We start from the raw sequence: 18,653 nt of genomic DNA on the forward strand, positions 1-18,653 counted from the left end.
GCCGGCTCCCACAAGAGGCCCTGCGCCATCCCTGTAGGAGCCGGCTTGCCGGCGATTGGGCGTGTATGCGTCACACTGCATTACGCGGCAGCAACAACCCCAACGGCAACCTCACCCGCGCCTCGATCCCGCCACCCGACCGGTTGCGCAGCTCCACATTCCCGCCATGCTGCGCCGCGATTCGCTTGACGATCGCCAACCCCAGCCCGGTGCCCTTGCCACCGCGGGCACGGTCCCCACGGATGAACGGGTTGAAGATGGTCTCCAGCTCCGACTCGTCGATCCCTGCCCCACGGTCCAGCACACTGAGCACCACATAGGGCGCGCTCTGGTCGCCCGATACATAGGCCGCCACCTCGACGCCCTTGCCGGCATGGTGCAAGGCGTTGCCGATGAGGTTGCCCAGCATGCGCTTGAGCGACACCCGACGCAGCGGGAATGGCGGGATCGGCTCCAGGCACAGCCGCACCCGCTCCTCGGGCTGGTTGTACGGCGCCACCACTTCGCGCACCAGGTCGCCCAGGTCGGCTTCCTCCACCGGCTCGTCGCGGCCATCACGGATGAACGCCAGGAACTGGTCGAGAATGGCGTCCATGTCCTCGATATCGCGGACCATGTCATCGGTCAGCTCGCTGTCGTTGGCCAACAGCGACAGCGACAGGCGCAACCGGGTCAGCGGTGTGCGCAGGTCATGGGAGACCCCCGCCAACATCAGTTCACGCTCGCGCCCAGCCTGCTCGACATCCTCGGCCATCTGGTTGAATGCCCGGTACACCTCGGTCATTTCGCTTGGTGTATCGCTGATCGGCAGACGCACGCTGCGCCCCTGGCCCAGTTGCCGGGCGGCGAATACCAGGCGCTTGAGCGGCTGGTTGAGCTGGCGCACGAAGATCCATGCCGAAGCGGTGGACAACAGGCCGATGGCCAGGAACCAACCCAGCACGTTCCAGATCTTCTGCCCGCGCAGCGGGTGCGGGTACAGCGGAACCTTCAGCCAGCCCGGGCCCAGGCTGGGCGCGTTGACCCACAAGGCAGGTGGCGCATGGATGCGCAGGCGTACTTCGGTATCCTCGCCCAGCTCGGCCTGCATCTGGCGCTGGTAGATCTCGCTGTAGGGCCAGTGCTGCTCGCCCTCGGGCACGCCAGCGCCGGTCACCCGGATCAGGCCGGCGGCTTCGGCGATCTTCTCACGGTTTTCCTCGTCGGCCGCCCAGTAGGCGCGCAGCGTCAGCGCCACGCCATGGCTGTACTGGCGATCGACCAGCACATCCTCGTTCATCAACAGGTACACCAAGGTCAGTGCCTTGGAAAACAGGACGACGATCAACACCAGCCACAGGGTGCGGGCGAAGAAGCTTTGTGGGAACCAAAGGGGCGTTTTCATCTGGACAACTACTGCGCTGCGGTCGCGGGCGAAGGCTCGCCGGGCTGCAAGCCTGCCTCAGACGCAAACAGGGCGACCCATTCGGGTCGCCCTGCCGCGTGCTGGCAAGCCTGCAGGCTGAAGGTCATTTGCTGGTGTTTCCGTCCGGCACGAAGACGTAGCCTACGCCCCACACAGTCTGGATGTAGCGCGGTTTGGAGGGGTCTGGCTCGATCATGCGGCGCAGGCGCGAGATCTGCACGTCGATGGAACGCTCCAAGGCATCCCACTCACGGCCACGGGCCAGGTTCATCAGCTTGTCGCGGGTCAGCGGCTCGCGGGCATGCATCACCAGGGCCTTGAGCACGGCGAATTCGCCGGTGGTCAGCATATGGACTTCTTCGCCGCGCTTGAGCTCACGGGTGGCCAGCGACAGCTCGTAGTCGCCGAACGTGACGGTCTCCTCCTCGCTGCCGGGCGCACCCGGTACCGAGGGTGCCTGACGACGCAGCACGGCCTTGACCCGTGCGACCAGTTCATCAGGGTTGAACGGTTTGCCGAGGTAGTCGTCGGCGCCCAGCTCCAGGCCCTTGATGCGGCTGAGTTCGTCGCCCTTGGCGGTGAGCATGATGATCGGGATCTGGTTGTTCGCCGCACGCAGGCGCTTGCAGGCTGCAAGGCCATCCTCGCCGGGCAGCATGAGGTCGAGCACCACCAGGTTGAAGACTTCACGCGACAGCAGGCGGTCCATCTGCTCGGTATTGGGCACCGTGCGGGCGCGGTAGCCCTTGCTGGTGAAAAAACGCTCCAGCAGGCTGCTCAGCCCCGGATCGTCATCGACGATGAGAATCTTGTCGCCTTCGGCGGTGTTTGCGGTGCTGGTCATGAAAAACTCCTTTGGTATCGCGCGCATTATGGCGTAGCCACTGCCATGCGTGCCGTGTGCATTGTTAGCAGATTTTTCCCCTGGCGCCAGTTCCCATCCGGCCCGCGCTGGCCCGGCGCCATCACCGCAAGCTCGGCACGATGGGTATAATGCGCCGCTTTCATCCAGCGCCGCCGGGCCTGTACGCCCCCTTCGCGGCCTCCAGCATTCTCAATTTGTCAGGTGGTTCTCATGGATAGCATCAACAGCCGTATCGCCGAGGAACTGGGCGTTCGCCCACAGCAGGTCGAAGCGGCCGTGGCCCTGTTGGACGAAGGCTCGACGGTGCCTTTCATCGCCCGTTACCGCAAGGAGGTGACCGGCAGCCTGGACGACACCCAGCTGCGTCACCTGGAGGAACGCCTGCGCTACCTGCGCGAGCTCGACGAGCGGCGTGCCAGCATCCTGGCCAGCATCGAGGAACAGGGCAAGCTGACCCCGGAGCTGGCCCGCGAAATCAAGCTCGCCGACACCAAGACCCGTCTGGAAGACCTTTATCTTCCCTACAAGCAGAAGCGCCGCACCAAAGGCCAGATCGCCCTGGAAGCCGGCCTGGGCGAGCTGGCCGACGGCCTGCTCGGCGACCCGCAGCTGACCCCGGAGACCGAAGCGGCGCGTTTCGTCGATGCCGAAAAAGGCGTGGCCGACGTCAAGGCCGCGCTGGAGGGCGCCAAGTACATCCTCATGGAGCGCTTCGCCGAGGACGCCGCCCTGCTCGACAAGCTGCGTGGCTTCCTCAAGCAGGAGTCGGTACTCAGCGCCCGCGTGGTGGCGGGCAAGGAAGAGGAAGGCGCCAAGTTCCGCGATTACTTCGCCCATGACGAATTGCTGCGCAACGTACCCTCGCACCGCGCCCTGGCGATCTTCCGGGGCCGCAACGAAGGCGTGCTCAGCGCTTCTTTGAAGGTGGGCGAAGAGCTGCCAGGCACCCTGCACCCGTGCGAGCTGATGATCGCCAGCCACTTCGGCCTGGACAACCGCAACCGCCCGGCCGACAAATGGCTGGCCGAGGTGGTGCGCTGGACCTGGAAGGTCAAGCTGTACACCCACCTGGAAACCGACCTGTTCGGCGAACTGCGCGACAACGCCGAAGGCGAGGCGATCAACGTCTTCGCCCATAACCTGCACGACCTGCTGCTGGCCGCCCCGGCCGGCCCGCGTGCCACCCTGGGCTTCGACCCGGGCCTGCGCACCGGCTGCAAGGTCGCCGTGGTCGACGCCACCGGCAAGCTGCTGGATCACACCACGGTGTACCCGCACGCGCCGAAGAACGACTGGGACCGCACCATTTCCATCCTCGCGGCCCTGTGTGCCAAGCACTCGGTGGAGCTGATCGCCATCGGCAACGGCACCGCCAGCCGCGAAAGCGACAAGCTGGTGGCCGAACTGGTCAAGAAATACCCAGCCCTGAAGATCACCAAGATCATGGTCTCCGAAGCCGGCGCATCGGTGTACTCGGCCTCTGAACTGGCCGCCCGTGAGTTCCCGGACCTGGACGTTTCGATCCGTGGCGCCGTGTCCATCGCCCGCCGGCTGCAGGACCCGCTGGCCGAGCTGGTGAAGATCGACCCTAAATCCATCGGCGTCGGCCAGTACCAGCACGACGTCTCCCAGGTGAAGCTGGCCCGCGGCCTGGACGCCGTGGTCGAGGACTGTGTGAACGCCGTGGGCGTAGACGTCAACACCGCCTCGGTGGCCTTGCTGACCCGCATTTCCGGCCTCAACGCGACCCTGGCCCAGAACATCGTCGCCCACCGCGACGCCAATGGCCCGTTCGCCACCCGCGCGGCGCTGAAGAAGGTCAGCCGCCTGGGCGAGAAAACCTTCGAACAGGCCGCAGGCTTCCTGCGGGTGATGAACGGCGACAACCCATTGGACGCCTCGGCGGTGCACCCTGAGGCCTACCCGCTGGTGCAGCGCATCGCCGCCGATACCGGCCGCGACATCCGTTCCTTGATCGGTGACAGCAGCTTCCTCAAGCGCCTGGACCCGAAGAAGTTCACCGACGAGACTTTCGGCCTGCCCACCGTCACCGACATTCTCCAGGAACTGGACAAGCCTGGCCGCGACCCACGTCCCGAGTTCAAGACCGCTACGTTCCAGGACGGCGTCGAGGACCTCAAGGACCTGCAGCCGGGCATGATCCTCGAAGGCGTGGTGACCAACGTCACTAACTTTGGCGCCTTCGTCGACATCGGTGTGCACCAGGACGGCTTGGTGCATATCTCGGCGCTCTCGGAGAAGTTCGTCAAGGACCCCCGCGAAGCGGTCAAGGCAGGTGATGTGGTCAAGGTGAAGGTCATGGAAGTGGACATCCCGCGCAAGCGCGTGGGCCTGTCCATGCGTATGGGCGATACCCCAGGCGAGAAGGTCGATGGCAACCGGGGCAGCAACCGGGGCAGCGGTAACCGTCCGCAGCAGGCGCCGCGCCAGCGCGAAACCGCCGCGGCGCCGGCCAACAATGCCATGGCAGCCCTGTTCGCCAATGCCAAGCAACTGAAGAAGAAGTGATGGACGTTCCGGCCGAATACGTCGAAAGCGCCTTCAGCCAGCTCCTGGGCTGCCGCCTGCAACGCTTGGAAACAGGCGTGGCCGAGGTGGCCCTGGCACTCGAGCCGCACCTGCGCAACCGCGGCCAGAAGCTGCATGGCGGGGCGATCTTCAGCCTGGTGGACATCGCCATGGGTCTGGCCTGCTCGGCCAGCCATGGCTTCGACCAGCAGAGCGTGACGATCGAATGCAAGATCAACTACCTGCGAGCCGTGAGCGACGGCGAAGTCGTGTGCACGGCACGTGTGCTGCACGCCGGGCGCCGCACCCTCGTGGTCGACGCCGACGTATTCCAGGGCGACAAGCTCGTGGCCAAGGCGCAAGGAACCTTCGCCGTTCTCTAGCTCACCAAGGCTTATCTGCGGTATTTTCAGCAGCAATGAAAGCCTGGGGCCGTTGCGCGCTCCATCGCGGGACAAGCCTGCTCCCACAGGATCACGCCGAACCCTGTGGGAGCGGGCTTGTCCCGCGATGGGGCACGCGGCGACAGCCAGACAAACAAGCGCTGGAACCGCGTAAACCAGGCGACAACGCCAGTTCCTTTGTCCCTACCCTTGTAGACCGTCATCTCTACCCCCATATTGGGGCGACTGACGCGTGAAGGAATCCATCTTGAGCGAACTCCTCAACCGCCGCCTGAGCCTGCTCGGCGCCAATCTCCCCCTGCTCAAGCAGTGCCTGCACGGTATTGAGCGCGAATGCCTGCGCGTGACCGACGAAGGTCGCCTGGCCCAGACCCCGCACCCCGAAGCCCTGGGTTCGGCGCTGACCAACGAGCAGATCACCACGGATTATTCCGAGTCGCTGCTGGAGTTCATCACTCCAGCCCTGGCGGACCCGGCCCAAGTGCTCGAGAGCCTCGACCAGATCCACCGTTTCGTCTACACCAAGCTCGGCGACGAATACCTGTGGAGCCCCTCGATGCCCTGCGCGCTGCCGGCCGAGGAGGACATCCCGATCGCCGAATATGGCAGCTCCAACATCGGCAAGCTCAAGCATGTCTATCGCAAGGGCCTGGCCTTGCGCTACGGCCGTACCATGCAATGCATCGCCGGTATCCACTACAACTTCTCCCTGCCCGAGGCGCTGTGGCCATTGCTACGCGAAGCTGAAGGCAGCGAGCAGAACGACCGCGACTTCCAGTCGGCGGCGTACATCGCGCTGATCCGCAACTTCCGCCGCTACAGCTGGCTGCTGATGTACCTGTTCGGCGCATCGCCGGCACTGGACAAAGGCTTCCTGCGCGGTCACCCGCACCAGCTCGAGGAGTTGGACGCCGAGACCCTGTACCTGCCCTATGCCACCAGCCTGCGCATGAGCGACCTGGGCTACCAGAGCAACGCCCAGGCGGGCCTGACGCCGTGCTACAACGACCTGGCCAGCTACACCGACAGCCTGCGCAAGGCGGTAGGCACGCCCTACCCGCCCTACGTGGAAATCGGCACCCACAAGGATGGCGAGTGGGTGCAACTGAACACCAACATCCTGCAGATCGAGAACGAGTACTACTCGAACATCCGGCCCAAGCGCGTCACCTACACCGGCGAGCGGCCGATCCAGGCACTGATGTCCCGTGGTGTGCAGTACGTCGAAGTACGCTGCCTGGACATCAACCCGTTCCTGCCGGTGGGCATCGACCTGCCCCAGGCGCGTTTCCTCGACGCTTTCCTGCTGTTCTGCGCACTCAACGACAGCCCGCAGCTGGGCAATGGTGAGTGCGGCCAGTGCACCAGCAACTTCCTCACCGTGGTCAAGGAAGGCCGTCGCCCCGGCCTGGAACTGCACCGCGATGGTCAACCGATCGGCCTGCGCGACTGGGCCAGCGAGCTGATCACCCGCATCGCGCCACTGGCCGAGCTGCTCGACCGCGCCCAGGGTGGCGACGAGCACGCCAAGGCGCTGGCCGCACAGCAGGCGAAGGTCGACGACGCCTCGCTGACGCCGTCGGCCCAGGTACTGGCGCGCATGACCGAGCATGACGAGACCTTCGTCCAGTTCGCGCTACGCCAGAGCCGCCTGCACGCCGAGACCTTCCGTGAGCAGCCGCTGGATATCGAACGCCAACAGGCCTTCGAGACCCTGGCGCGCGAATCGCTGGCCGAGCAATCGCGTCTGGAACAGCAGGAAGTCGGTGACTTCGACCTGTTCGTCGGCGCCTACCAGGCCAGTATCCTGGCGATCAGCAACTGATGAGCCGCACCGTCAGCCCGCGCAAGCCCCGCGCCAGCAGCCAGGCCAGGATCGCTTCGATCCTGGCGGCGGCGCGTGAGCTGCTGGCCGACCAGGGCGTGGCAGGCCTGTCGATCTACAGCGTGGCCGAGCGGGCGCAGATTCCCCCCTCGTCGGTCTATCACTTCTTCGCCAGCGTCCCGGCGCTGCTCGAAGCCCTGACCGCCGATGTGCACCTGGCCTTTCGCGAAGCGCTCTGCGCGCCGATCGACAGCTCAGCTCTGAGCACCTGGCACGACCTCTCGCGACTGGTCGAACAACGCATGCTGGATATCTATAACGAGGACGCCGCAGCGCGCCAGCTGATCCTGGCCCAGCACGGGCTGAGCGAAGTGGTCCAGGCCGACCGCCTGCACGACATGGAGCTGGGTGAACTGATGCACAAGCTGTTCGACCAGCATTTCCAGCTGCCCGCCATGCCGACGGAGGTGGATGTGTTCGCATTGGCCATGGAGTTGAGCGACCGGGTTTATGCACGGTCGGTGCAGTTGCACGGGGCGATCACCCCGCGCATGGCCGAAGAGGGCAAGCGGGTGTTCGAGGCTTATCTGGGGCTGTACTTGCCGCCTTTCCTGCCCAAGCGCTGATCGGTGCATATATAACACCTATCGATTCCTGCACTCGCTGAAATAGTGGCTTTTTCCACATGCCACCATTTCAGAGAGGCACTCATGCCCCATACCACCCCATCCGACTTTCTATCCTTCGACTCGACTGCTGCGCTCACTCCACCGGTACCGGCAATCAGCGCAGGTCGTGGCGAAGCGCTGCGCGTCGCCAGGCAACGCCGCCTGGATGCAGCCGAGGCGCTGCAAAAACTGGACGCGCAAGCCCCTCGGCTCAAGGACACCTTGCGGTACCAACTCGAACGTCAGTTTAAAGTCGACCCCTACGCCTGCGGCCTGAAACATGACTCCGGCCAAGTCACGTTGCTGACCCTTGCTGCCCGGATCCTGGCCAGCCCCGCATTCGCCACGCCCTTCGCCAATTGGCAACCCTGGGGGTTTCCTGAAGATTCTCCCTATGCCACCTGGACAGCCGATGACTGGCAATCCGGGCTTGTACCCGTCTGGGCCGGCACCGGCATCTCGGCCTGGACCGCCTACTGGTCCGGTCGCATGCCAGGCAAGGCTGTTTCCCGCAAAACCCATGCAGCACAGTCACTGCACAAGCATTTCGCCGCGAGCCTGGACCTGGCGCTCGGGCTCGATCAGATCAATACGGCGGCCTGGCTCCAGGGCCAGCCCGATTCGCCCTCTGAGTACGCGCTGGCTCGTTGGGTACATCCCGACGGCAAGGCCGAGACCTGCATCACCACACTGCTCATCAAGCCCCGCGCCGAAGAAGCCCGCTGGCTGCTGTACAGGCCCGACGGGGACACCACAATCCACACCTTCGCCGACCAGAACGACCTACGCACCTGGCTCCACGGCAATCGCTACATGCTCTGGCCAGCACCCGCCTCTCCTCTGGTGCTGGGAAGCGACGACAGTGCCATCGACTGGGTCGATACCAAGGGCGATGGGTTTGGCGAATGGGTCGATGAAATCCTGGCCCACAAGCAGCGCATCACCTCGAACCGTTTGACCGAAGCCGCACAGGAAAGCGAGACCGACCCGTTGGATTGGACGACACTCCAGGCCTGGGAAGAAAAACGAGCATTCGATCCACGTCCAGCCCTGACTAAAACACTTGAACAGAAGATCGATTCGCTTATCACCTATGATCAGCAACTGGCCATGGATGAGCTGCACTTCGACGCCCTGCCTGTCAGGCTCCCCTTGGGCTGGCGCAAGCAGCGCGTCGCACGGCAGGAACAGCTTCTTGCAGCCTACCTGGGTGATGACACCGCCCCGTCCTCGAACAAGATGGCCAAGCTCAGGGACCACCAGGCAGAACTTGATGCCATTGCCACCCAGTTCGAGCAGTTGTTTTCCCAGTTGCCGACGAGCATCAACTCGGCAACGTGGAGTGAGCAGCACACAGATGCCAGCCGGTTCGACCATCTGAGCCAGCTTCTGGCGCGCGCACTGAAAGGCGAGGCGCGTTTCCAACACCTGTTGGGCGAGTTGCGAGACAAGCACCTGAGCTGGGTAGAACAGCTCGTGGAACGCCCCGAACCCAGCCTTCAGCGCAGGGTGCAACCCTATGCCGTACACATCAAGGTCGGCTCGAGATCATGGCAATTGACTGGCCTGCTGGCACTGCAGGGCGTGCCGGATACCGATACGCTCGAACCGGACCGCTCATGGCTGGTGTTCCTGGCCGGGCGTGAAGGCGGGCTGATGCACCTTGAAAGCCAGGCGCAACTGGCCGAGCGCGTGCAAGCCACTCTGTGCGGTGCCTGGCCCGAATCCCTGGTGCACGGCGCTTGGCCGCAAGGCCCCCAGGCGCTGCTCGATGCCCTGTACGATCACCCCCAATCCCTGGAGCTCGTCTGCCAGCCGATCACCACCCATGCATTCGACTATTGCATCCAGACCATCCAGGCCAGCCTGCCACAGGATCCGTCGCTGGGAGCGGTCGAGGCACGCCTGGGGCTGGGTACCAACCTGGCGCGCAGGCTGGCCCTTGCCCGCCAGGCCGAGCGAAACCGCACCGACTGGATCGGCACCCACCTGGCGTCACTGCGCAGCCTGGCCCCCGCCTCAGGTGCCCAACTGGCCGCCGAAGTACAGGCGCTGCGCGGCGCCATGCTGGCGTCCAGCCAATTGCTCGAACGTGATCTCCCCGAGCGTGGGAAGTTCGCACGCAGCGCACTGGAGCAGCAACTGCGCACAGACTTCGACGCCAAGACGATTCCGGTCATCAAACTGGATATCGCCGACAGCATCAGCCGACAACGCATCCCTATGGGGGAGTCCGGTATCGGCCATGCCTTCAAGGAAGTCGTCGTATTCAGCAAGTCGCGCAGCACCATCGAGCTGGCGAATTTTCTGCTGTGGGCGCTCGACGATGACCTGAAACTGCGCCTGACCAATGCCAACGTTCTTTTTTCAGACGGCCCGGTCGAGCCAGAGATTCGCGCCGGCGTCAGCCTGACCTACATCGTCAACCTGGTGAAAAAGCTCGATCTGCCCAACGCCTACGAGCAACGCATCATCGACACTTTCAAAGGATTATCGGAAGAGACTGCCTTCGAAAGCGAGCATCGCCAGGAAACCTTGCGAGCCCCCTTCGTGCACCAGCTCAGAATCATCGCCCTTAGCCAGCCGGACGCCCTGGATGCAGCGGGTCAGCGCATGCTCGAGCTGTTTTGCCAGGAACAAGCGCGTACCGATGGGGCCCCCACCATCAATTTCCACTCGGTGGTCCTGCGCCCTGGCACCGCGGCCGATGGTACCAGCACAGCAGTGACCCTCTCGGGCATTTTCCTGTTGCAGGCGGCGACAGGTCCGACTCTGATGCTGTTGCCCGATGCGCCCGACGGAAAGGTCATCAGCCAACATGAGAACCCAACGCTAGCCTGCCGGGCCCTTGAGCACATGGCGCTGGCCGAGAGTATGCGCAGCTACCTGGCCAAGCTGCCGCTCGATGATGCCCTGGCCGACCACCTGGCCTACATCAATACGGCCCTGAGCAAAAGCTTTTCGGGGTTCATCGCGCCTGGCATCAAGCTGCCCGGCCTGCTCGCCACCTATCAGGCGAACCTGGTCATGGGCCGCCTGATCCAGGAGAACCGCGCCACTTCCCGTAGCCAGGTCGATCTGTACCTGGAGTCCGAGGCCATCCGTCATGGTCGCGTGTACGACTACATCAAAATGGCCCTGGGTTTCGTCCCTCTGGTGGGCTCGGGCGTCGCCTTGTATGACGGCTGGCATGCCGCCAACGCCAGTGTCGAGGCGTTTCTTCGTGGCGACTCGGCAAACGGTATCGAACATCTGAACAGCGTGTTTCTGTCGCTGGTCGACGCGCTCATGGATTTGACGCCAAGCGCAGCACTTCCCGCCAACGTAAGCCAGCTGGCGCGTGTGCGAACCCAGCAAAGGCAACTGGCAAGCACCACCCTCAAAGCGGCTCACTACAAACATTCGACGTCCTTCAGCGGCTACGAAACCGACGTGCCGACAGGACCTTGGACCCTCCACCCCAGTGCCAACGGCGTCGGTGTTCACCGTCAGGTAGAATCGAAGGCTGACTACATCATCCGCAACGGTCGCTACTACCAGGTCGAATGGGACAACACCCACCTCACCTGGCGCCTGAAAGCCACTGCCACTCGCACCTACAAGCAGCCGGTACGCCTCGGCGACACGGGTGTCTGGGAAACCCATGGCAGCTTGACCGGTCATCTGGTCGACAGCGGGCTGGCGGGTGGTGGAGCGTACATCAGTGCGTTCTACGACCGTGGCCTGGCAAGCCTGCGGGGCGCCCTCGGCCTGCAACCGAGGCAGTTGACGCCCTTGGATATCCTGAGCGAGATCCACACCAACAGGCAGACCCACAGGGCACAGGTTTCGGCCAAGGCCGATGCCCTTAACCGAGCGCAGGGTATAGGCCCCAACGGCCCTGTGGGGCCGCGTGCTTCAGACGCCGTGGTCAACAACGCCCGGGACGATTTGGTGGTCCATCTGCGCAACTACCTGGACTTTCATGAACAGGCCCTGGAACGCATGAGGTCCCTGCGCGCCGATATCGGCCGAACCAATACACGAGGCTTCATCCACGAAATCGCGTTCGACCTGGGACGACAGCATCCAAAGCTGATCGAGCAGCTGTACCTGAGCATGTCCGAACGATTCAGGCGAGCCGTGTCATTCCAGGACGCCGATTTCGATGCCCTCACCTCCCACGCTCAAGCACGTACCCTCGTGATCGACATGCAACGAGCGAACAGCGAGCTGGCCACCACGCTGGGTGAGCTCGAACAGGAACTTCGGCGCAGCACAAGGCTGAGAAGCCACATGCAAGGCGATAACCTGACGCGTTACATCCAGGACCTTGACGCGCTGGATATCCCACTGCACCCGGAGGGTTATCGGGTGGTCCGCCTGTCAGCCCTGGGCTCGACATTGATGTCCCCGGACGCGGTGTTCGACATCGTCTTCTTGCGTCATCTCAACACCGAACTCACCGCGCTACGCAGCGCCCTGTTCAGTCATGGCGACCTGTGGTTGGTCAACCTCAGCCGTCGTCAGGAACATCGCCTCCTGAACCAGTTGCAGGAGCGTTATCGACGCTTCGATACGTGCATGCGCATCTGGAAAGACACTTACCCGGACCATGTCCAGGCCAACGCGATCAGCAAGATGCGCACTGAACTATCACTCCTGCTCCGCGAAACGGAACAGGCGCTCGCCGCGACCGCTCCGCGCCCAGCCGCCCCTCCTTCCCGCAGAGGGGCAAGCAAGCCACGCCTGTTCGAGACCGAGGACCAGCAGCTGTACATTGGTCGCGAAGGCACCGTGGATGGCCAGCGACAGATGCAGATCGCCAACAATGCCACGAACGAAGCCCATGCGGTCTTCAGCAGAACGCCACAAGGCACCTGGCGGAGCAACCAAGCCACCCGCCCAGGCTACAATGCCACGCTGCAACAACTGGAAACCGCGGCTCAACGCCGCTTGGCCAAAGTCCCGGACGTGGAAGCGTCCCTGCAGCGCTACAAAACACTGAACATGCTTCCCCAAGACCTGGAAGACTACGCAAAGGGTTGCGCCAGTCCGCTGCGTGAACTCGCCACGTCGATCACAGACCAGGCGGGTGGAGACATCTCCGATGCCCTGCGCGATATGGTGCGCCGATTGGAAAACTCAGCTACGCAGCTGGATGCGCTGGGACGACGCTTGAGGATCGAGCAGACCAAAGCCACGCAAACCCCCACGGCGGGTCACCTGGAGTACCTCAAGACCGAAGGTGAAGTGACCCTTACGTGGTCGCGAGTTCTTGATCCTGCCAAGAACAAGCAGGGCCAGCCCATCGAATACCTGGAGGAGTACCAGATCACCGACAGCACCACGGGCAATACCCTCTGGTATGCGCATTTTCACTTCAAGAAGCGGCCACGCCAGCAGTTCGGCGGTTTGGAGGCTGGCCATCTGAAACTGGCGAGTGAGCGAAACCAGAAAACAAATGCCTGGCGCGGCCCGCTGACCGAAGCCCAGGCCAATGCGCTGTTCGGTGGCTTGCGCCCGGCGTAGGCCTGAACCGGCTGACGCCCGGGCTGGCAATCGGCCCGGGCGTCATGCCTCACAGCTTGGCAATCGACACTTCGGTGGATTTGACGAAGGCGATCACTTCGCTGCCTACCTGCAGTTCCAGCTCACGCACGGAACGGGTAGTGATCACCGACGTGACGATGCCGGAGGCGGTCTGCACGTCGATTTCCGACAATACCGGCCCTTCGAGGATTTCCTTCACGGTGCCTTTGAACTGGTTGCGGACGTTGATGGCTTTGATGGTCATGGCTTGATTCCTTCTCGATGGCTACAGGGGTCAATGCGCCCAACGCAACTGCGTGGGCAAAGGCGCTACAGGTTCCGGCTCGGGCGGTGTGCCCGGGACGGCAAGAACACGGTCGAGGACTTCGCTTTCCAGCGCCGCCAGGCGATGCGAGCCACGGGCCCTTGGCCGGGGCAGGTCGATGGCCAGGTCCAGGCCCACGGCGCCATCCTCGATCAGGATCACCCGGTCGGCCACGGCAACGGCCTCGTTGACGTCGTGGGTGACCAGCAGCACGGTGAAGCCATGCTGGTGCCACAGGCGTTCGATCAGTTGCTGCATCTCGATCCGCGTCAGCGCATCCAGCGCACCCAACGGCTCGTCCAACAGCAACAGGCGCGGCTTGTGAATCAGCGCCCGGGCCAGGGCCACGCGCTGTTTCTGGCCGCCCGACAACGCAGCCGGCCAGTCATTGGCCCGCTCTGCCAGGCCGACGGCCTCCAGCGCCTGCAGGGCATCGGCGCGCCAGTTGCCGGAAAGGCCCAGGCCGACGTTGTCGATCACCTTCTTCCAGGGCAGCAGGCGCGCGTCCTGGAACATCAGTCGGGTTTCCTCGCGGGCTTGATCCAAGGGCGCGGCACCGGCGAGCAACTGGCCGGCGCTGGGTTGGTCGAGGCCCGCCAGCAGGCGCAGCAAGGTACTCTTGCCACAGCCACTACGCCCCACGATAGCGACGAACTGGCCAGCCGGAATGTGCAGGTCGATGCCCCCCAGCACCTCGCGCGGGCCGAACGCCTTGCGCACGCCCTGCACCGCCAGGGGGATGCCGCGCAGCAGGCGCGGCGGCTGTTCCTTGAGCACGGTCATGCGCCCTCCTTCTTCGCTGCTTGATAGGCCGGGTGCCAACGCAGCCAGACACGCTCCAGGCCTCGGGCGGCCAGGTCGGCGAGCTTGCCGAGCACGGCGTACAGGACGATGGCCAGCACCACCACGTCGGTCTGCAGGAATTCCCGTGCGTTCATCGCCAGGTAGCCGATGCCCGCGTTGGCCGAGATGGTCTCGGCGACGATCAGCGTCAGCCACATGAAGCCCAGGGCGAAGCGCACGCCCACCAGGATCGAGGGCAGCGCCCCCGGCAGGATCACCTGGCGGAACAGGCCCAGGCCCGACAGGCCATAGCTGCGCGCCATCTCCACCAGGGCCGGGTCGACGTTGCGGATACCGTGGTAGGTGTTGAGGTAGATCGGGAACAAGGTCCCCAGCGCCACCAGGAAAATCTTCGCCGACTCATCGATGCCGAACCACAGGATCACCAGCGGGATCAGCGCCAGGTGCGGCACGTTGCGGATCATCTGCACCGAGCTGTCGAGCAGGCGTTCACCCCAGTTCGACAGGCCCGTAATGAAACCCAGCACCAGGCCGATGCTGCCGCCGATCAAAAAGCCCAAGGCAGCGCGCCAGCCGCTGATGGCCAGGTGCGTCCAGATCTCGCCGCTGCGCACCAGCTCGACGCCTGCGCTGACCACCGCGCTCGGCGCCGGCAGGATGCGGGTCGACAGCCAGCCGCTGGCCACCGCCAGTTGCCACACCACCAACAGCAGCAGTGGCAAGACCCAGGGTGCCAGGCGCTTCGACCAGGAAGAGGTTGCACGACTCATGACCAGGCCCTCAGCTCTGCGCCACGGACTTGGGCAGGATGTCGTTGGCCACCATCTCGCCGAACGGGCTCACGTAACCGCCGCTCTTGGGCTGTTCGGGGCGCTGCACATCCAAGTGCGGGAACAGCAGCTCGGCGACCCGATACGACTCTTCCAGGTGGGGATAACCGGAGAAGATGAAGGTATCGATGCCCAACGCTGCGTACTCCTTGACCCGCGCCGCCACGGTCGGGCCATCGCCCACCAGCGCGGTACCGGCACCGCCGCGCACCAGGCCGACGCCGGCCCACAGGTTGGGGCTGACCTCGAGCTTGTCGCGCTTGCCACCGTGCAGGGCGGCCATGCGCTGCTGGCCAACCGAATCGAAGCGCGCCAGGGACGCCTGGGCACGGGCAATGGTGTCGTCGTCCAGGTGCGAGATGAGCTTGTCGGCAGCCGCCCAGGCCTCTGCGTTGGTTTCACGCACGATCACATGCAGGCGGATGCCGAAGCGCACCTCACGCCCCAGGGCTGCGGCTTTCTGGCGAACCTGGGCGATCTTCTCGGCCACCGCGGCGGGCGGCTCGCCCCAGGTCAGGTACAGCTCGACCTGCTCGGCGGCCAGGTCCTGGGCGGCATCGGACGAGCCGCCGAAATACAGCGGCGGACGCGGCTGCTGGATCGGCGGGTAGAGTAGCTTGGCGCCCTTGACCTGGATGTGCTTGCCGGCATAGTCGACCACGTCGCCTTCGAGTACCTTGCGCCAGATGCGGGTGAACTCCACCGACGCCTCGTAGCGTGCCTCGTGGTCCAGGTGCAGGCCATCGCCGGCCAGCTCGTCCGGGTCACCGCCGGTTACCAGGTTGAACAGAGCCCGGCCGTTGGACAGGCGATCGAGGGTCGCCGCCTGGCGCGCCGCCACGGTGGGCGAAATGATGCCGGGACGCAGGGCCACCAGGAACTTCAGGCGCTGGGTCACCGGGATCAGCGACGCCGCCACCAGCCAGGAGTCCTCGCAGGAGCGTCCGGTAGGGATCAGCACGCCGCCGAAGCCGAGGCGGTCGGCCGCCTGGGCGATCTGCTGCAGGTAGCCGTGGTCGACTGCCCGGGCGCCGTCGGTGGTGCCCAGGTACTTGCCGTCACCATGGGTCGGGAGGAACCAGAAGATGTTCAGGCTCATTGGAGTTGTCTCCTCAAGGTTGGCTCGGGCCGGGGCCACGCCCCGGCGCTGGCGAATCGGTCAAGGCGCGCTGGCGACCTTGGCTGGGGGTGTCCAGATCACATCCTTGATGCTCAAGGGCTTGGGGATCAGCTTCAGGGCCTGGAAGGTGTCGGCGATCTTCTGCTGCGCGGCGACCACCTCGGGCGTCAGCGGCGTGGCCCCGAAGCCCTGGCGCTTGACCGAGGTGAGGGTGATGTCGGCCGGCAGGCCGAGCAACGGCGCCACCTGGTCGGTGACCTCCTGCGGGTTGGCCTGGGACCATTCACCAATGGCACGCACTTCATCGACCAGGGTATTGATCACTGCCGGGTGGGCCGTGGCATACGTACGGGTGGCCAGGTAGAACTGGTGGTTGTCCACCAGGCCCTTGCCGTCACGCAGGGTGCGGGCTTGCAGCTGCTGCTCGGCGGCGGCCTGGTACGGGTCCCAGATCACCCAGGCGTCGACGCTGCCCCGCTCGAAGGCAGCGCGGGCATCGGCGGGCGGCAAGTAAACCGGCTGGATGTCGCTGTACTTCAGGCCTGCATCTTCCAGGGCGCGGACCAGCAGGTAGTGCACGTTGGAACCTTTGTTGAAGGCGACCTTCTTGCCCTTGAGTGCCTTCACCGACTGGATGGGCGAGCCCTTGGGCACCAGGATCGCCTCACTGTACGGGGCTGGCGGCTCATAGGCCACATAGAGCAGATCGGCACCCGCTGCCTGGGCGAACACCGGTGGCGTCTCGCCGGTGACCCCGAAGTCGATCGAGCCGACGTTCAGCCCTTCGAGCAGCTGCGGGCCGCCGGGGAACTCGGTCCACTGGACCTGGATGCCCTGCTCGGCCAGGCGCTTTTCCAAGGTGCCCTTGGCCTTGAGCAGCACCAGGGTGCCGTATTTCTGGTAACCGATACGCAGGCTTTCGGCCTGAGCCTGGGTGATGGCGCCGAAGGACACAGCCGCCGCGAACAGGGCGACCAGACCACGACGCAAGAAGACTGTGCGCATGGCGCTCTCCTGTGCGAGTTGGGTTCGGGTTGCACCTGCTTGCCTCGTTGGCGGGCGAGTAAGGTGGAAAAGCGGTGAAGCGGTCTGCCGGCTCAGATGCTCCAGCGAGCGGTGAGCAGGCGTTCGTTAAGAACTCCCGGGGCTACGGGGTTGGGGCGTCGAGCCAGGGCGCCGTGGAACTGCTCCAGCGAGTCCAGCAGACGCGCCTGCAGCGCATCGGCCACCTGCGCCGGCTTGCCGTGCTCGCCGTAGGCGATCTGGCTGTCGTCGGCGAAGATCCCTTGCAGGGTCTCTTGGGCCTTTAACGCCGACAGCACCGGTTTGAGTGCGTAGTCCACCGCCAGCATGTGGGCGATGCTGCCGCCGGTGGCGATGGGCAGCACGACCTTGTGTTCGAGCGCACGCTCGGGCAGCAGGTCGAGCAGGGTTTTCAGAGCGCCGGCGAACGATGCCTTGTACACCGGAGTGGCGACCACCAGGCCATCGGCCTGGGCGACCAGTTGCTGGAAGTGCTGCACCTGCGGGCTGTCGAAGCGGGCATGGAGCAGGTCCTCGGCGGGGAATTCGCGTACCTGGAAGGTCACCACCTCCACGCCTCGGCCCTGCAGCCACTGGCGCGAACGCTCGAGCAGCACGCCGGAGCGTGAACGAAGACTGGGGCTACCACCGATAGAAACAACCAGCATTGAAACGCTTCCTTCGATTCGATTACGGGACCGCGAGGGGTTGGCCCCGCTGGAATGGAATCGACATTAACAGCCTGTCACATATATCTAGAAATCATATTTTTTCATTTGTTTATTTCATATTGAAATATATGTGCTGGGGCTGCTTTGCAGCCCTTTCGCGGCACAAGGCCGCTCCTACATGGATTGGCGCATGCTGGCCTTGTAGGAGCGGACTTGTGCCGCGAAAGGGCTGCAAGGCGGGCCTCTAGGCCCTACGACTCATCCCAATCTCCATATCATCGATCAACGCCTTGGCCATGGCACTGAGGATCCGGGTCGTACTGCCCGCAATCCGATCGCCTTCCATTTCGGCCTCACAGGCCAGATGACGGATGCATGCCTTGGGATTTAAGGTGATGCACAGATCGAGCGTCGCCCACGCGGCGCATCGCGAGCTACGCTCGCTCCTACGTTTGTTTTGAGCCAATTAATCCTGTGGAATTTTCGCGCGAACGCTTTGGCGTCTGACGCAAGATTGTGTCGTACGACCCAGGCGATCGCGCGGGCCTGTCACAGGCGTTACTGGCCGTAAACAAACGTAGGAGCGAGCGTAGCTCGCGATGCGCCGCGCGGGCGGCGCTCGATCGAATAGGCGCTGAACCTTTTCACGACGAACACCGGGCAGCCCTGACAC

The 18,653-nt window shown here is 64.2% G+C and carries 13 protein-coding genes and 1 pseudogene; 5 read left to right on the forward strand and 9 right to left on the reverse strand.

The window, feature by feature from the left end; genetic code table 11:
- Positions 1-70: 70 nt before the first annotated feature.
- Both ACXHGZ_RS20655 and ompR read right to left on the reverse strand, forming a co-directional pair.
- Positions 71-1,384 carry an ATP-binding protein gene (locus ACXHGZ_RS20655; protein WP_084853681.1) on the reverse strand — a complete coding sequence of 438 codons (1,314 nt, stop codon included), beginning with the start codon at positions 1,382-1,384 and terminating at the stop codon, positions 71-73.
- Between the two features lie 124 nt (positions 1,385-1,508).
- The gene (ompR, locus tag ACXHGZ_RS20660) at positions 1,509-2,249 is read right to left on the reverse strand and encodes an osmolarity response regulator transcription factor OmpR (protein WP_084853679.1); all 741 of its coding nucleotides are present in this window, start codon (positions 2,247-2,249) and stop codon (positions 1,509-1,511) included.
- A 231-nt stretch (positions 2,250-2,480) separates the two neighbouring features.
- Here ompR and ACXHGZ_RS20665 point away from each other — a divergent pair, with 231 nt between their 5' ends.
- The 5 genes from ACXHGZ_RS20665 (at position 2,481) to ACXHGZ_RS20685 (ending at position 13,207) form a co-directional block, all read left to right on the forward strand.
- Positions 2,481-4,799 carry a Tex family protein gene (locus ACXHGZ_RS20665; protein ID WP_480461291.1) on the forward strand — a complete coding sequence of 773 codons (2,319 nt, stop codon included), beginning with the start codon at positions 2,481-2,483 and terminating at the stop codon, positions 4,797-4,799.
- The gene (locus tag ACXHGZ_RS20670) at positions 4,799-5,182 is read left to right on the forward strand and encodes a PaaI family thioesterase (protein WP_084853675.1); all 384 of its coding nucleotides are present in this window, start codon (positions 4,799-4,801) and stop codon (positions 5,180-5,182) included. The genes ACXHGZ_RS20665 and ACXHGZ_RS20670 overlap by 1 nt, the downstream gene beginning before the upstream one ends.
- Positions 5,183-5,450: 268 nt before the next feature.
- Positions 5,451-7,028 carry a glutamate--cysteine ligase gene (gene gshA, locus ACXHGZ_RS20675; protein ID WP_480461293.1) on the forward strand — a complete coding sequence of 526 codons (1,578 nt, stop codon included), beginning with the start codon at positions 5,451-5,453 and terminating at the stop codon, positions 7,026-7,028.
- The gene (locus ACXHGZ_RS20680; protein ID WP_480461294.1) at positions 7,028-7,654 is read left to right on the forward strand and encodes a TetR/AcrR family transcriptional regulator; all 627 of its coding nucleotides are present in this window, start codon (positions 7,028-7,030) and stop codon (positions 7,652-7,654) included. The genes gshA and ACXHGZ_RS20680 overlap by 1 nt, the downstream gene beginning before the upstream one ends.
- A gap of 84 nt (positions 7,655-7,738) precedes the next feature.
- On the forward strand, positions 7,739-13,207 hold the full coding sequence (locus ACXHGZ_RS20685; RefSeq protein ID WP_480461296.1) for a hypothetical protein: 5,469 nt from the start codon (positions 7,739-7,741) through the stop codon (positions 13,205-13,207).
- A gap of 49 nt (positions 13,208-13,256) precedes the next feature.
- On the opposite strand, the gene ACXHGZ_RS20690 is transcribed toward ACXHGZ_RS20685, so the two are convergent.
- From ACXHGZ_RS20690 to ACXHGZ_RS20720, 7 genes and pseudogenes are all read right to left on the reverse strand, one after another.
- Positions 13,257-13,472 carry a TOBE domain-containing protein gene (locus ACXHGZ_RS20690; protein WP_003255829.1) on the reverse strand — a complete coding sequence of 72 codons (216 nt, stop codon included), beginning with the start codon at positions 13,470-13,472 and terminating at the stop codon, positions 13,257-13,259.
- A 30-nt stretch (positions 13,473-13,502) separates the two neighbouring features.
- Complete coding sequence (gene ssuB / locus ACXHGZ_RS20695; protein ID WP_480461297.1) at positions 13,503-14,315, reverse strand: aliphatic sulfonates ABC transporter ATP-binding protein; 813 nt, start codon at positions 14,313-14,315, stop codon at positions 13,503-13,505.
- Positions 14,312-15,106 carry an aliphatic sulfonate ABC transporter permease SsuC gene (gene ssuC, locus ACXHGZ_RS20700; protein WP_480461298.1) on the reverse strand — a complete coding sequence of 265 codons (795 nt, stop codon included), beginning with the start codon at positions 15,104-15,106 and terminating at the stop codon, positions 14,312-14,314. Before ssuC ends, ssuB begins: the two co-directional genes overlap by 4 nt.
- 10 nt (positions 15,107-15,116) lie before the next feature.
- Positions 15,117-16,265, reverse strand: coding sequence for an FMNH2-dependent alkanesulfonate monooxygenase (gene ssuD / locus ACXHGZ_RS20705; RefSeq protein ID WP_480461299.1), 1,149 nt, complete (start codon positions 16,263-16,265; stop codon positions 15,117-15,119).
- Between the two features lie 60 nt (positions 16,266-16,325).
- Positions 16,326-17,291 (reverse strand): sulfonate ABC transporter substrate-binding protein, encoded by a 966-nt coding sequence (locus ACXHGZ_RS20710; protein ID WP_480461300.1) that lies wholly within the window; start codon positions 17,289-17,291, stop codon positions 16,326-16,328.
- 92 nt (positions 17,292-17,383) lie between these two features.
- Positions 17,384-17,977, reverse strand: coding sequence for an NADPH-dependent FMN reductase (gene ssuE, locus ACXHGZ_RS20715; protein ID WP_480461301.1), 594 nt, complete (start codon positions 17,975-17,977; stop codon positions 17,384-17,386).
- Between the two features lie 247 nt (positions 17,978-18,224).
- Positions 18,225-18,356, reverse strand: a pseudogene (locus tag ACXHGZ_RS20720) (DUF3077 domain-containing protein); the annotation flags it as partial.
- Positions 18,357-18,653: the final 297 nt, after the last annotated feature.

It is taken from the genome of Pseudomonas shiyinii (genome assembly GCF_056725765.1).